The following is a 13,918-nucleotide window of genomic DNA, read 5'->3' on the forward strand; positions in this document are numbered from 1 at the left end:
TTCCCTCTCAATCCGCAGATGCGCCAACTCGTTCCGGGACCACCACAAAGGGGTCATGCCTCCGCATCGATGGCCCGCACGAAACGATAGCTGGTCTGCTCGAACGCCGAAGCCCGGAAGAAATTATGCGCGTTTTTGATGGCGATATCGCTCATCGCTTCGATCCGCGTGCATGCCGCTTCGCGCATCGCCCTTGTCGCAGCATCCAGCATGGCAGTCGCGATACCTTTGCGGCGATGGCCTTCATCCACTAGCAACAGCGTGATCCGCCCGATCAGACCATGGTGAAGCGTCGGGATCAAAGCCCAGCTGCAACAACCGATGACCCCCTCCAAAATAGCCAGAAGCGTGCACCCACCGGCCTTTGCGACCCGCTCAAGATTCTCCACGACCCCGCTCTCGTCGATGGTGATCTTATCAAGCTGTCGCAGCAGTGCCACCATGTCTGCCGCATCCGCTGACTTCGCGGCGCGGATACGGAGCGGGGCCGGTTCGGGCGTGGACGCGGGCTTGGCCGCAATCTTCTTCGCGGGCGTTGGCGTGTGTCCGGCGGAACGCCTCGCGCGCGGTCGGATAGTCGACTCGATCTTTTCGTTCGTCGCCTTCGCTTTTCGTGGCGATGCAGGACGCGAAGGCATGGCGTCGGCCGATGCCTTCCATGTGCTTGTCGCGCCCTTGCGCAGAAAAGCCTCGATATCCTCCAGCGAAGCGGTAAGCCCTTCGTCGCTGACTCCAAGCAAGGGTTTCCCACCCACATCGGTCACCCCATATTTGCCGTAATCACCCGCACCGACTTTGCGCCTGCGGGACTTAACCAGCTTGAAACCACGATGGGCGGCCATCTCGCGCAGCATCTGATCCTTGGTCGCGTCGGTCATGATCCGCTACGCGCAAAGCATCGGAAACGAACTGCTCACGCCCGCTTCTTGGCAGGCGCTTTTGCGGATGCCTTGTCGGCGGACTTCGCATCACTCTTGGCTGCAGCCTTGCCCGTCGGCTTCTTTGCCGGGGCCTTCGCCTTGCTGGCCGGGCCGATGGATTTTTTCAGCGCCGCCATCAGGTCAACGACATTATTGCCCCGTGGATCGGCACGCTCGTCATCATCGCCGTCGATGTTGAGCGTCTTTCCCTTCTTCTTATGCTCGATAAGTTCCTTCAGCGCATCGACATAGCGATCGTGAAAATCGCTCGCATCGAACTTGCCGGTCTTCTTGTCGATCAAGGTCGTGGCGAGATCGAGCAGTTCATCATCCGGCTCGCCATCGCCGATCTCATGGAAATAACTCGCGGCCTTGTTGACTTCATCGGCGTAGCGCAACGTCTCCATCACCATGCCGCGCCCGCACGCTTTGATGCTGACGACATATTCCCGACCGCGCATCGCCAACTGGCCAAGACCGACCTTCCGACTGCGCCGCAACGCCTCCCGCAGGACGATGAAGGCTTCCTCCGCCAGGTCGTCAGCTGGCACCACATAATAGGGCTTCTCGAAATAGATCATGTCGATGTCGTGCGCATCGACGAACTGGGTCAATTCCAATGTCTTCTTGCTCTCCAGCTTGACCCCTTCGATGTCCTTCTCATCCAGCAGGACATATTCGCCCTTGGCATATTCAAAGCCTTTGACGATGTCGTCCAGGTCGATTGGCCCGATGCCGGGCACGATCTTCTCATATTTGATGCGCTTGCCCGAAGGTTCGTGGATCTGGTTGAAGGCGATCGTCGCGCCGCTCCTGGTCGCGGAATAGATTTCGACGGGGATGGAGACGAGCGCAAGCCGGATCTGGCCTTTCCAATAGGGTCGTGCAGCCATGATCATCTCCTGTCGATCTATCGCATCAACCCTTCGCGCATGGTCCCGTTCCGCGCGCATGGCCCGGAGGATCAGAGATACAGAAGCAAACGACCGCGTCGTAGCCACGGTCGGCCATCTGCAGGTCCGCGCCTTTGACATTGGAGGTGTTGCCGGGCGTCAGGGCGAGGCCGAGTGGTCGCCCCAGGACATCCACAAGGGCATGTATCTTCGTTGTCCGGCCGCCGCGCGAGATTTACGTCGCCTGCGTCCGGATGGTGCGAGCAACATAGACTTCGACCCCCTGCCACGTGTCGGCTTCGACGCGGACACGAATCTTCGATTTACCCCGCGCCATGTCGGCCGTCAGGGCATAGGTCTGGACATTGCGAGCGGACGTTATCTTGCCGGTCAGTCCTTCGCGGGCCAGCTGTTTGCCGTCGATCAGGATGCGGAAGTCCTTGTCGCGCTGACCTCCACTATAGACAATTTGCAGCGCCATTGGTCCTGGTGCGACGGCCAGGTCGAACTCGAAAAAGCCCTTGTTCACGATCCGGCTGCGGTCGGCGACGTGCGAAACCGCCTCCGATCCGCCACTGTCGGCAAAGCCATGATCGACCTCTGGCTGTTGTTCGCCCAGTCGGATGACGTCGATCGTGCGCGCGGCCAGGTCTGCCCGCTCCTTGGCCCCGCGTTCCCAGGCAACGCGTTCGGTCTGCCACTCGGCAGTATCGAAACGGCGGAAATAGACGGCGGTACGGTTTTCATGCTGCGCAAAGAAGGGTCGCAATGTCAGGTCGCCCGGTTTGCCTTGTTCACCCAGACGATAATGGTGCAGGCCGCCAGCCGCTACCAATGCCGGCGCGCTCTGATCGGTGACGAGGGCAGGGTCCACACCCTCCCACGAGCGTTCACTCGGACCCATGTCGCCCGCCAGGACCAAGGGGCCGCTCAGGAAGGCGATCAGCTTGGCATCATCGGGCATCGATTCGACCCGCACCGGCATGGGCAACGACAATGTGATGCGGTCGCCTGTCTTCAAGCCCGTCAACATCAGATAGCCGTGCTCAAGGACGCCTGCCGCCTTACCATTCACTTGCAAGACCGGCGTGGTGCACCACCCAGGTACGCGCAGCGCCAGCTTCTTCGGCGCTTTCGTCACCGCAATCCGCACCATATTGTCCAGCGGGAACGCGGTATCCATGTCGAGCTGCGCTTCGGGCGCGTTCAGCGTGGAGGCATAATAGAGGTTGATTGCGACCGCGTCGTTGCGCTTCCAATAAATGCTCTCGCCATGCTTTGAATGGCTTTCCATGCCCGACCCGACGCAGCACCAGAAATCCTCGGTCGGGTTCGAGTGGACGCGCGCCATCCCCGATGCCAGCCCCGTGAAGTAAGTGAACATGCCCGTCTTGGGGTCTTGCTGGCTCATGATGTGATTGAGGTGCGCGCGCTCGTAGAAATCGAAATAGCTGGCATCACCGTTCCAGCTGTACAGATGACGTGTCAGGCGCAACATGTTGTAGCTGTTGCACGCCTCGCACGTTTGTTGGTCGAGCCGCTGAGCCAGTTGGCGCGGCAAGCCGAAATGCTCGTGGTCCGAATTGCCGCCGATGACATAGCTGTGATCGCGCGTGACGGTGGCCCAGAAAAATTGCGCAACCTTGGCCCGGTCGGCATTGCCGGTCAGTTCATGCAGCCGCGCTTCGCCCACGATCTTGGGGATCTGGGTATTGGCATGCTTGCCCGCCAGTTCGTCGCGTCCGGCCTGGAGCGGATTGACGATCGAATGATGCCGCATCCGTTCCGACAAGTTCAGCCAGCGGCGATTGCCCGTGCGCTTGTACAGTTCGGCATAGGATTCAGTCAGGCCGCCATGCTCGGTGCGGAGAATATCCTGCACTTGGGCATCGCTCAATCCTTCCACGATCGTGCCGAGATAGTCGCCAAGGCCGATCGCAACGGCCAAGCCATCCTTCATGCCCGCATGGAGATGCGCATCCAGCGCACCGGCCATGACCTTGTGATAGGTATAAAGGGGCACCCATCCTTCGTTCAGGCTGAAGCCGGTCGATCGGATTTCGCTCCTGCGTAGTTCTTCATATATGATCTTGCCATCGACCGTCTTGCCATCGCGCTCGACGGTGGTGCCGCCCGCATAGCCATCGCCTTGTTTCGCCTGGATCGCCTTGAGTTCGCCGACGATATAGGCGGCGCGGTCGCGGAACTGCGGATCGCCCGTCTGCGCGTAGATCAGCGACAGCGCACTCAGATAATGGCCAAGCGAGTGCCCAGCGATGCCCCGCGACTCCCACCCGCCATAGACTTTGCCCTTGGTCGGCAATCCTGCCCCGGCGTGAAAATTATGAAGGAACCGGTCTGCATCGAGCGATAATAGATAACGTTGGTTCGCCTGAACCGAGGTTAGAAAGATCGACGGCTTCAGCCGCACGGCTGACAAAGGAAACGACGACGCCAGGAACGGTGCAGCAGGCGCACCCCAGGCAAATGGCGGCATCGCGCCCAGCGCGATTCCCGCCCCCAGCATGCCGCGCCGTGTCCAGCCCATGTCACTCTCCCGATCTGATGTTAGGCCGACCCTATCGTGTCTTTTTGTATGAGTAAATGACCAGCCGAATATGATCCTGTTCCGGGACTAAAAGTTCGGAGGCGGCGCTGAGCGGAGCGTGAAGGCGCGCGCGGTTGCATGCGGCCAGTTCTTGCTATCCGCTGGACGAATTGCTTCTCTCGAAACCGGTCATGCGTTGTCGGCCCATAAGTTCCGACCCGATAATGCACCTACCAGCGCGTGATGGGAATTAAATCGCGGCACAGCGCAGCGCCGCAAATTGGCGCTCCAATCCAACAAGCGCTACCATCGGCGTGATCCCGCTGTTGTGATCCCCTGCCGCCGCTAAATTATGCCCTTCCGCCCGTCGCGTCACACATCGCCCATCCCCTCCAATTCCATGTCCTTCTGGCCAAGGGCGACAAATTGTTCGAGTAGCCAGGACGCCGCCGGTCCAGGCGGCGCATCGCGTCGCCAAATACCGGCAAAGCGATATATGCCGCCAGGATGATCGGGCATGGACAGCCGCACCAGCGTCCCTGCCACCAGGTCGGGCTCGATCATCGGCAGCGGCATATTCCCCCAGCCGATCCCCTCCCGCAGCAGCGCATGTTTGGCACCAAGGTCCGCCAGACGCCAGGTTTTGGGGCTCATGACCGAATAATCCTGCCCCTCGGTGAAGCGCGACCGGTCGGTCAATACCAGTTGGATATGGTCGCGGCCTGCACCCGGCGGAATGCGATCCATGCGTCCCAGTGGATGGTCGGGCGCAGCGACCGGGACCATCGGCACGGACCCGGCGGCTATGCACTCCACCCCCTCGACTCCGGCGGCCAACGGCCCGGAAATACCGATGATGGCACGGCGATCCAGCACCATTGCGGTGATTGCGCCCAAGGCCTCGGCATGCAGCCGCAGCTGCACCGTTGGATATTCCGCCACAAAGGCGCGCAGCACTTTGCCCAGCCTGTCGGTCGGCACCATGACGTCCACGGCGATATCGACTTCCGCCTCCAGCCCATCGAGCAGACCTTTGACCTTGGCGCGCAGGCCATCAATGCCATGGGAGATATGGCGCACATCCGACAAGAGCGCACGCCCCGCCACGGTGAGCTGCGGCTTGCGTGTCCCTTCCCGATCGAAAAGACTAAGGCCAAGCTGCGCTTCCAGATTGGCGATGCCGTAGCTCACGACGGACACGGCGCGATTGAGCCGACGTCCGGCGGCAGCAAAGCTGCCTGTGTCCACGATGGCCAGGAAAAGACGCAACTGATCAAGGGTCGGCATGCCCGGATTGTTCACTGTTCGATTTCCTCGAATGTTTCAGTCAGTTTTATCCCTCTGAACGGATAAGCTCGCAAGCTCTAAATGGGTCTCAACAGGACGGCCCCCGTCGTCCGCTCAGGAGACATAGTATGATTGACCTTCGCCCCTTCGATAGCCTCGGTGCCGCCAACCATGGCTGGCTCGACGCCAAGCATCATTTCTCGTTCGCCGGCTATCATGACGAAGCCCGGATGCACTGGGGCAACCTGCGCGTCTGGAATGACGATAGCATCGAACCCAATAGCGGCTTTCCGCCGCACCCGCATCGCGACATGGAAATCATCACCTATGTCCGCGAAGGGGCGATCACGCATGAGGATAATCTGGCAATAAAGGCCGGACGGAAGCAGGCGACGTTCAGGTCATGTCAGCTGGGACAGGCATCCGCCATTCGGAATATAATCGTGAGGCGGTGACCACCAAGATCTTCCAGATATGGATCGTCCCGACCCGTAGCGGCGAAGCGCCAAGCTGGGGTGCGCGCCCCTTCCCCAAGGGCGAGCGATCGGGCCAATTCGTCACGCTCGCTTCGGGCTATGATGATGACCAGGATGCGCTGCCGATCCGCACGGATGCGCGGGTCGTCGCCGCAACGCTGAAAGCCGGCGAAAGCGCGCATTACTCCATAGGCAAGGACCGCAAGGCCTATCTGGTGCCTGCAACGGGTGCGATCCAGATCGACGATGTTCGGGTAAATGCCCGCGACGGTGCCGCAATCAGCGACATGGACGTGATCCGGGTCATAGCGATCGAGAATAGTGAGATCGTGTTGGTCGACGCCGCATGATGAAAGGAAGGGCGCGGCGTCAGGCCGCGCCCTTCAATCCGGATACCCCTAGGTCCAAAAACGCCTAAAAGCGGAACATCGCTTCCGTCCCGATCATGCGGATCGACCGAGCGGGGCCAGTCTCGCGCAGAAAGCCCCCGGCCTGAAACAGCGACGCGGAGGCAGAGAGGAATAATGTGGTACTCACCTGCCAGTTAGCCGACAGTTCGACTTGATGACCTATGTGCCGGGAAGCCCCCTGCCCTACCTCTCGGATCAATTGGCCGGGCACGTCATAGATGCCATCCCCGCGACTGAAGCGCCAATAGGCGACCGCTACCAGTTCGACAGTGATACCTCGCCCCAGATCGACATCAACACTGGGATGTAGGTTGAGGATATTGCGCGGCCCGATCGGGGTAAGCTCGCCGAAATATTTGCCCTTAGGAAACAGCGCGTTGAACGTGCCCAGCCGGTCGTCCTTCGGGTCTTCATCGCCACTGGCAGCATTGGCGCGCAGGCGAATCCGAGGCTTGAGCGGCATTGCGTCGAACACATAGCTGGTTTCGGTCGCGATCGACCAGGCTTTGATCGGCTGCGTGCCGAATCGACCGCGCTGGAGCTTTCAAACAGAGGCAGGCCGGCGCTTGCAAGCTTGCGCGAACTCCCACGGAATTGCGCACAACCGCGATTAGTTGCGCGTTGACTCTTATAGTTGCGCGATTTATCTTTTGCGCAACTAAGGAAGTTATGTGGCACGACCAATACCTGAAGCTGACCTACAAGCGATCGAGGCCGCTGTGGCCCAATTCCCGGATGGTGCGTCAGCAGCGCAGATCACTAGCGCGCTCGCGGAACCTGGTGCCCGTCGTACCCTCCAATATCGTCTTCGCGCCTTGGTTGACGCGGGTAGGCTACGCCTTACCGGCGACGGGCGTGCAGCCCGATATCACCATGGTGATGAAATCATCGCCCAGCCTGGCCCAGCCGACATCGTCCCAATATCACCTGAAGGCAGCGCTGTCCTTGCCTATGTGCGCCAGCCCGTCGCGGTGCGACAACCGGTCGGCTATGAACGCAGCTTCCTGGATCGTTACCGGCCGAACGAAACCTTCTATCTGACCCAGCAGCAGCGCGATCATCTGGCTACAATCGGCAAGCCGCAGATTGAGGCCGCAGCGGCAGGAACCTACGCGAAGCAGATACTGAATAGACTGCTTATCGACCTTGCATGGAATTCCAGCCGTCTCGAAGGCAACACATATTCGCTACTCGATACGCGGCGGCTGCTGGATTTCGGGGAAGCCGCCGAGGGACGCGGACCGCGCGAAGCGCAGATGATCCTCAATCATAAAGATGCGATCGAGTTTCTCGTCGCCAACGCCAACGATGTCGGGTTCAATCGCTATACGATACTCAACCTGCATGCGCTATTGGCGAACAATCTGTTAGCTGACCCGACGGCGGTGGGGCGACTACGCCACATCATCGTAGGGATAGACGGTTCAACTTTTCATCCACTGGAAGGTCCGGGTCTCATCGAGGAGTGCTTCGATCAAATCCTTGCCACAGCGGCGGCCATCGACGATCCATACGAGCAGGCCTTTTTCATAATGGTGCAGCTTCCTTATCTTCAGCCCTTTGACGATGTGAATAAGCGCGTATCACGCCTCGCCGCCAATATTCCCATGATCCGGGCGAACCTTGCGCCATTGTCGTTCACCGAGGTTCCAGGCGACCTTTACACGCGCGCCACGCTTGGCGTCTATGAACGCAACGACATAACATTGCTGCGCGACGTATTCCTTTGGGCCTATCAGCGATCCGCAGCGCGCTACGCCGCCGTTCGTCAATCAATGGGTGAGCCAGACCCGTTTCGCCTGCGCTATCGGGAACAGTTGCGCGATGTCGTTCGGGATGTTGTGCTCGGTGCCATGAGCCGACAGGCGACACGCGCGCATCTGGTCACGACGTCCCGTGAATTCATCCCAACGGCCGATCAGGACCAGTTTGCCGAGGTCGCAGAAACGGAGTTGCTGGGCTTGCACGAGGGCAATTTCGCGCGATACCTGGTTCGTCCGTCGGAATTTGCTGCATGGCAGCAAATCTGGAACGCAGCCTGATTGCTACGCTTACGTGAAAGGCTTGCATTGGGACTTACCGGAATGACGGCTTCCGGGAACGGACTTCGCTAAAGCCGACATTTACGCGCCGATGGTTCACATTTTTTTGCATAGCCTTGTCACACCTATTTCGATGCTGGGGTAAGCGACAAGCGCGTAGTCGAGTAGGCGGTGGGTTGGAAAGCCATTCGGCGCGACGACTGGACTGGGTGCGCTGTTCTAGTCACACACCGAACGGAGAGCCATCCGTGCGTGCATCGGACACGGCGTTACCGATTCGACCAGCGCTGCGACCAATGTCACTATGAAACCCTGGCGGAGCATCGCCAGTGTGCTGGTTCGCACCACGGCGGCCAGATTGTGTGATTCAGCCGCGAGTGCGAGTGGCTTTGATAGCGCGCAAACCAAAAGTATCAGCCCGACAATCCACAGGACCAGCGTGCGCCCAGTGCGGAGCCCTATAATGACGGGTAGCAGGACCACGCCTAGGATGCTCGCCGGTGCGAAGGTCAGCGCCATACATGGCCCGGTCTAACTTCGCCCGAACCCCTACCTTCCTCATCGTCAATCTGGCGCAACCGGCGGGCATTGGATACTTCCATGTCGCTGTATTTGCCCCTCAGCTTGTAAAATGTCGCAGTGCTCAGTCCCTGCTTCCGATAAATTTCTACCGTCGGCAGCCCTGACTCCTACTCCTTGATAGTCCCGATGATCTGCGCCGCGATAAACCGGAGCTTTCTCATGCTCCTGCTCCTTTTGTGGACAGGGCGAAAGCAAAATTGGTTCGATTCTTCATCCAAAATCAAAGCTTTGCGGCGCTCTGCGTTCAGTCATCAAATAGACCACTATTTAAGGAAACGAAAAACTTCGAAAACGCGCGAACAACAACGTGGCTTGGATAGCCGTCGGATAACAGGGAGAGAGAAGGTGAATGTTCGCCACATTTTGCTTTGCACCGTCGCAGGGTTGAGCATGGCCATGGGTGTCACGGCCGCCCAGGCGCAACAGCAAGCAGCAGATAGCGCGTCGCTTGGCCTGATGCCGGGTGATATCATCGTCACCGCTCAGAAACGTTCCGAAAATGTTCAAGATGTCCCCATCGCCATCACGGCAGTGTCGGGATCGTCGTTGGGCACGCTCCAGATGCGTAGCGGGACCGAATTGGCCCGCCAAACCCCCAATTTGTCCGTCAGCGTCCTTGGTAACGAAGATCAGCCGAAATTTTCGGTTCGCGGCATTTCCCAGTCGGCGTTCGACCTCAATGCGTCATCCCCCACCGGCATTTTCTATGATGAAGTTTTCGTCCGGGCGTCTTTCCTGGGCGGAGCGCAACTCTACGACATGGATCGGGTAGAGGTGCTGCGCGGCCCTCAGGGAACCTTGTTTGGCAAGGAAACGGTGGGCGGCGCAGTCAGCTATGTCACGCGGGCACCGGAATTTGATACGTCGGGTTATCTCTCAGGCGAATATGGCAATTATAACTATGTCGCCCTGCAAGGGGCCGCCAATACCCAGATCATCGACGATAAACTTGCCGTGCGCTTCTCCTTCAACACGAACCAGAGCGATGGTTTCGTCAAGAATTTGCGGCCGGGCGGGCGGGACAAGTCCAATCTCGACAAGACAGCCTTTCGCGTCACCATGAAATATAAGGATGATGCCGGGTTCGAGGCGACATTGCGCTACAGCTACACGCGCAGCTCACCCGAAGCGGTTGGCACGAACGTAACGGGCTATCTGCCCGGTAATACAAATGCGTTCGGTTTTGATCCGCGTATCGATCCGGTCACTGGACGCAGGCTTGGCGCGCGTGAGGGCTACTATGATCGGGACGGTCAAATCCGTGTGCGCGGCGACGGCATCTCGCTGACGATGAAAAAGGATTTGGGTTCGGTCGCGCTCACATCCATTTCCTCCTATCTCAAAGGCTATTTCCTGAACGAAGTGGATGGCGACGGGAGCGCTGCCAATCTGCTCGCGCTCGATTTCCGCGCGAAAACGAAGGAATATTCGCAGGATCTCCGGCTGACCACACAGTTTGACGGACCGTTTAATGTCATCGCGGGTCTCTATTATTTCCGCGATACGCTCGATAACCTGTTCAACGTGTCGCAGTTCGACGGCGCGTTTAATGCGCGCCAGACCTATTTTCAAACGCGCACCTCATATGCGGGCTATATCGACGGAACATACGAGTTTTCACCGGAATTGAGCGCCTATGCCGGTTTCCGCATGACCCATGACAAGACGACCATGGCCGATTTCCAGTCGATCGTGAATATTCCGGGCCTCGGTATCCCGTTGACCACGCAGGTATATAAGGAAACGCAGCCCAGTGGACGTGTCGGCCTGCGCTACAAATTCTCGCGGGATGTCATGGCCTATGCCCAATTTGCGCGCGGCTATCGCAGCGGCGGGTTCAATGGTGGCGCGGTAGTCTTCCCTGGTGATCTCAATATCGCCAAGCCGGAATTTCTCGACGCCTATGAAGCCGGGCTCAAGACGCGTCTGTTTGATCGTCGTTTGACGCTCAACCTGTCGGCCTTCCACTATATCTTTAAGGATCAGCAGTTCATCAATTCGGTGTCGATCATCAACCAGGCGCTGGTCAATGCCGGGCGGTCACGGATCAATGGGCTGGAAGCGGAAATCACTGCGGCCATTACCCCGCAGATCAGATTGTCGGCCGGCATGGGCCTGCTGGATGCCAAATACAACACACTGACGCTGACCGGCGTGGATCTGGCGGGCAACCGTTTGATTGAAGCGCCGAGATTCACGATGAACTTGGCGGCGGACTATACGGTGCCGTTGAGCAGCGCGGTTGAACTGACCCTGCATGGCGACATGGTGCATAAGAGCAAGCAGTTCTTCACGGCCTATAATGACAAGGTTTTTCCGTTCAGCCTGGGCGTCACCCCGGCGTTTCAGGAATATAATGCACGGGCAGGCCTGGCGTTTGAGGAAGATCGCTATAATCTTGGCCTGTGGGGCAAGAATTTGAGCAATAATACGACGCTGGCCGGTGTCGGGATCGAAACCAACACCATGCTGCGGTTCGGAACCGTTCCTTACCCCCGCCGCTACGGTATCGATTTTCAGGTGAAGTTCTGACCATGGATAAGCGAAAGGCAGGGCTTTTCCTGGGCATTTGTGCGCTGCTGATGGCGTTTGGTAGCATGCTCTTGTCGGCAAAAATTCAGGGCAGCTTGGACGTCGATGTCCAGCAAGTCTATTTTTCGGGGGCGAAGGGTGCGCAGATGCGCGCCCTTCTGTTCCGCCCGGCCGGGGCGACGGCGCTGCATAAGGCACCCGCCATTCTCGCCGTGCATGGCTATCTCAACAATGCCGAAATACAGGCGAACTTCGCCACGGAATTTGCGCGACGCGGCTATGTCGTGCTGGCACCTGATCAGCGCGGCCATGGGGGCAGCGACCCCACCAGTTTCGCCGACGGGTTCGGGGGGCCGGATGCGCTCGCCTATTTGCGCAGCCTGCCTTTTGTGGACCGGGACAATATCGGCCTGGAAGGGCATAGCATGGGCGGATGGGCGGTCCTGGCCGCTGCCAAGGCCTATCCCGACGGCTATAAGTCCCTGGTCCTGGAAGGATCGAGCGTAGGTGCGCCCTTCGCTCCAGCCGGAACGCGCACCTTTCCGCGCAATCTGCTGGTCGTTTTTGGCACCCGCGACGAATTTGGCGGGCTGATGTGGGGGGCAGAAGCGCCCTTACGCACGGGCGCGACGGAAAAGGCGCGGACGACCTTTGGAACGGGAACTGCGCCCGTCGTTGCAGGCCAACTCTATGGCCGGATCGAAGAGGGGACGGCGCGCAAGCTGCTGACGCCGTCTGTCTCCCATGCCTGGCTGCACCAATCCGCCACAGGCATCACACCCGCCATCGAATGGTTCGGACAGACATTGCGCGGCGGCCGCACGATTCCAGCGGACCGTCAGGTCTGGTATTGGCGGGAAACAGGCAATCTGCTGGCGCTCATCATGATCCCTCTGTCGATCGCGGGTTTTCTCGCCGCCGCTGGTATAGCGTTCGCGCGGGTGGGGCCGCTGGCCAACGATGGGATCCCCACGACGACCAGCGGGCGCGACATTGCGTTGCTCGCGATTGTTCCGGCCCTGCTCTACATCCCTGCTTGTATGGCCGTGGAGGCCATGCTGGGCCAGAATAGCCTGTTTCGTCAGACCTTCTCCAACCAATATGCGGGCTGGGCGTTCCTATGCTCCCTGCTGTCGCTTGCCGTGCTTCGTCGCCGCCATGCTTTGGTATGGACAGACGGCGTCGCGCGGGCTTTGGGGATGGCCTTGCTCGCGCTGATCCCGGCCTATCTGTTGATTTTCGCGATGGATCGGCTGTTCCACGTCAATCCATCCTGGTGGATCGTCACCATCCGACCGCTAACGATGGACCGGGCGCGCGATTTTCTGGTCTATGCACCCTTCTTCATCCTGTCCTGCGCGACATCGCTGCGATTGCTGGATGACATCCGCCCGCTGATGAAGGGCAGCCTCGTCTCCGCACTGGGAGTAGCAGCTTTGGCCTTGTCCGGCGGCTTTGTCCTGTTTCTGGCGGCGCAATATGGCACGCTGGCGGCGACGGGGCAGCTTCTGCTGCCACAACAGGGGTTGCTGGTCATTCCCGCTATCAATTTCGCCGTCTTGCTGCTGTTCGTCGCTATTCTGGGTGTTTTTTCGCGGCGCTTCACAGGGTCCACATTGCCAGGAGGCATTGCTGCCGGACTGTTCCTGACATGGACGCTCACCGCAACCCAGCCAATCGGAGTATGACCATGACCAGGACTGCCGCATGGGCGCTCATGATAGTGTCGAGCGCTGGATTCCTGGGAACAGCCCAGGCTGCCACCAACCCGGGCCCAGCTGCCCCGCCGCTGCGCTTCGTGTTCGAGGAACTGGTGGACTTGGCTGACCCTGAACCGGCTGGACCCGGTCCCCGTGGGGCTGGCAATCGCATTGGCCTGACCGGCGGCAGCTTTGCCGGGCCGCAATTGCGGGGCGTAGTCGTTCCCGGTGGCGCGGATTGGCAATTGGTCAGGGCCGATGGTTGCACGGAAATTGTCGCCGATTATTTTCTGCGTACGGACGATGCCACCTTGATCCATGTGCGCAACGTCGGTCTGGCGTGTGATCGGGCGGGCAAGCAGGGGCCATATTTGCGGGCGACCCCTGTTTTTACCGCGCCGACGGGGAAATATGACTGGTTGAACAAGGCCGTATTTACCTCCGTCATCACCCCTCTTCCAGATAGCGATGGCAAAGTCCGGCGCGTTGCGATCCGCTTTTACGAAGTCGAATGACGGCCGGGCATAG

9 protein-coding genes and 4 pseudogenes are annotated in these 13,918 nt (G+C 59.3%); 5 read left to right on the top strand and 8 right to left on the bottom strand.

Annotation, left to right across the window (positions count from 1 at the left end):
• Positions 1–53: 53 nt before the first annotated feature.
• The 5 genes and pseudogenes from BF95_RS00920 to BF95_RS00935 all read right to left on the bottom strand — a co-directional run bounded on the left by BF95_RS00920 (position 54) and on the right by BF95_RS00935 (position 5,663).
• Complete coding sequence (locus BF95_RS00920; RefSeq protein ID WP_043148687.1) at positions 54–878, bottom strand: GNAT family N-acetyltransferase; 825 nt, start codon at positions 876–878, stop codon at positions 54–56.
• A gap of 35 nt (positions 879–913) precedes the next feature.
• A complete protein-coding gene (ku, locus tag BF95_RS00925) occupies positions 914–1,813 on the bottom strand; it encodes a non-homologous end joining protein Ku (protein WP_043148810.1) in 900 nt (299 codons plus the stop codon).
• Between the two features lie 100 nt (positions 1,814–1,913).
• Positions 1,914–2,045: pseudogene (locus BF95_RS27175) on the bottom strand (IS5/IS1182 family transposase); the annotation flags it as partial.
• A 3-nt stretch (positions 2,046–2,048) separates the two neighbouring features.
• Positions 2,049–4,361, bottom strand: coding sequence for a glycoside hydrolase family 127 protein (locus tag BF95_RS00930; protein ID WP_043148688.1), 2,313 nt, complete (start codon positions 4,359–4,361; stop codon positions 2,049–2,051).
• Positions 4,362–4,733: 372 nt separating this feature from the next.
• Positions 4,734–5,663, bottom strand: a complete 930-nt coding sequence (locus BF95_RS00935; RefSeq protein WP_043148689.1) for a LysR family transcriptional regulator — start codon at positions 5,661–5,663, stop codon at positions 4,734–4,736.
• Positions 5,664–5,776: 113 nt separating this feature from the next.
• Between BF95_RS00935 and BF95_RS00940 the strand changes: the two are divergent.
• Positions 5,777–6,474: pseudogene (locus tag BF95_RS00940) on the top strand (pirin family protein).
• Positions 6,475–6,538: 64 nt separating this feature from the next.
• Here BF95_RS00940 and BF95_RS00945 read toward each other — a convergent pair.
• Positions 6,539–7,063, bottom strand: a pseudogene (locus BF95_RS00945) (alginate export family protein); the annotation flags it as partial.
• 394 nt (positions 7,064–7,457) lie between these two features.
• Positions 7,458–7,595 (bottom strand): hypothetical protein, encoded by a 138-nt coding sequence (locus BF95_RS28590; protein ID WP_235209503.1) that lies wholly within the window; start codon positions 7,593–7,595, stop codon positions 7,458–7,460.
• Between the two features lie 195 nt (positions 7,596–7,790).
• Here BF95_RS28590 and BF95_RS28595 point away from each other — a divergent pair, with 195 nt between their 5' ends.
• Positions 7,791–8,576 carry a Fic family protein gene (locus BF95_RS28595; RefSeq protein ID WP_235209504.1) on the top strand — a complete coding sequence of 262 codons (786 nt, stop codon included), beginning with the start codon at positions 7,791–7,793 and terminating at the stop codon, positions 8,574–8,576.
• 548 nt (positions 8,577–9,124) lie between these two features.
• On the opposite strand, the pseudogene BF95_RS28600 reads toward BF95_RS28595, so the two are convergent.
• A pseudogene (locus BF95_RS28600) lies at positions 9,125–9,319 on the bottom strand (transposase); the annotation flags it as partial.
• Positions 9,320–9,554: 235 nt separating this feature from the next.
• Between BF95_RS28600 and BF95_RS00960 the strand changes: the two are divergent.
• From BF95_RS00960 to BF95_RS00970, 3 genes are read left to right on the top strand one after another with little or no spacing between them, the layout of a single operon-like run.
• A complete protein-coding gene (locus BF95_RS00960) occupies positions 9,555–11,690 on the top strand; it encodes a TonB-dependent receptor (RefSeq protein WP_235209505.1) in 2,136 nt (711 codons plus the stop codon).
• Between the two features lie 2 nt (positions 11,691–11,692).
• Positions 11,693–13,378: an alpha/beta hydrolase family protein gene (locus BF95_RS00965; protein WP_043148693.1), complete on the top strand. Its 1,686-nt coding sequence runs from the start codon at positions 11,693–11,695 to the stop codon at positions 13,376–13,378.
• Positions 13,379–13,380: 2 nt separating this feature from the next.
• Positions 13,381–13,905, top strand: coding sequence for a DUF3237 domain-containing protein (locus BF95_RS00970; RefSeq protein ID WP_043148813.1), 525 nt, complete (start codon positions 13,381–13,383; stop codon positions 13,903–13,905).
• The last annotated feature ends 13 nt before the right edge of the window (positions 13,906–13,918 follow it).

Origin of the sequence: Sphingobium sp. Ant17 (genome assembly GCF_000588875.1) — a bacterium.
Classification (GTDB): Bacteria; Pseudomonadota; Alphaproteobacteria; order Sphingomonadales; family Sphingomonadaceae; genus Sphingobium.

Excerpts from the sequence above, each read along its gene's own strand:
- BF95_RS00920 (WP_043148687.1), bottom strand. The coding sequence starts at position 878 with ATGACCGACGCGACCAAGGATCAGATGCTGCGCGAGATGGCCGCCCAT.
- ku (WP_043148810.1), bottom strand. The coding sequence starts at position 1,813 with ATGGCTGCACGACCCTATTGGAAAGGCCAGATCCGGCTTGCGCTCGTC.
- BF95_RS00930 (WP_043148688.1), bottom strand. The coding sequence starts at position 4,361 with ATGGGCTGGACACGGCGCGGCATGCTGGGGGCGGGAATCGCGCTGGGC.
- BF95_RS28590 (WP_235209503.1), bottom strand. The coding sequence starts at position 7,595 with ATGATCGCGCTGCTGCTGGGTCAGATAGAAGGTTTCGTTCGGCCGGTA.
- BF95_RS28595 (WP_235209504.1), top strand. The coding sequence starts at position 7,791 with ATGATCCTCAATCATAAAGATGCGATCGAGTTTCTCGTCGCCAACGCC.
- BF95_RS00960 (WP_235209505.1), top strand. The coding sequence starts at position 9,555 with ATGGGTGTCACGGCCGCCCAGGCGCAACAGCAAGCAGCAGATAGCGCG.
- BF95_RS00965 (WP_043148693.1), top strand. The coding sequence starts at position 11,693 with ATGGATAAGCGAAAGGCAGGGCTTTTCCTGGGCATTTGTGCGCTGCTG.
- BF95_RS00970 (WP_043148813.1), top strand. The coding sequence starts at position 13,381 with ATGACCAGGACTGCCGCATGGGCGCTCATGATAGTGTCGAGCGCTGGA.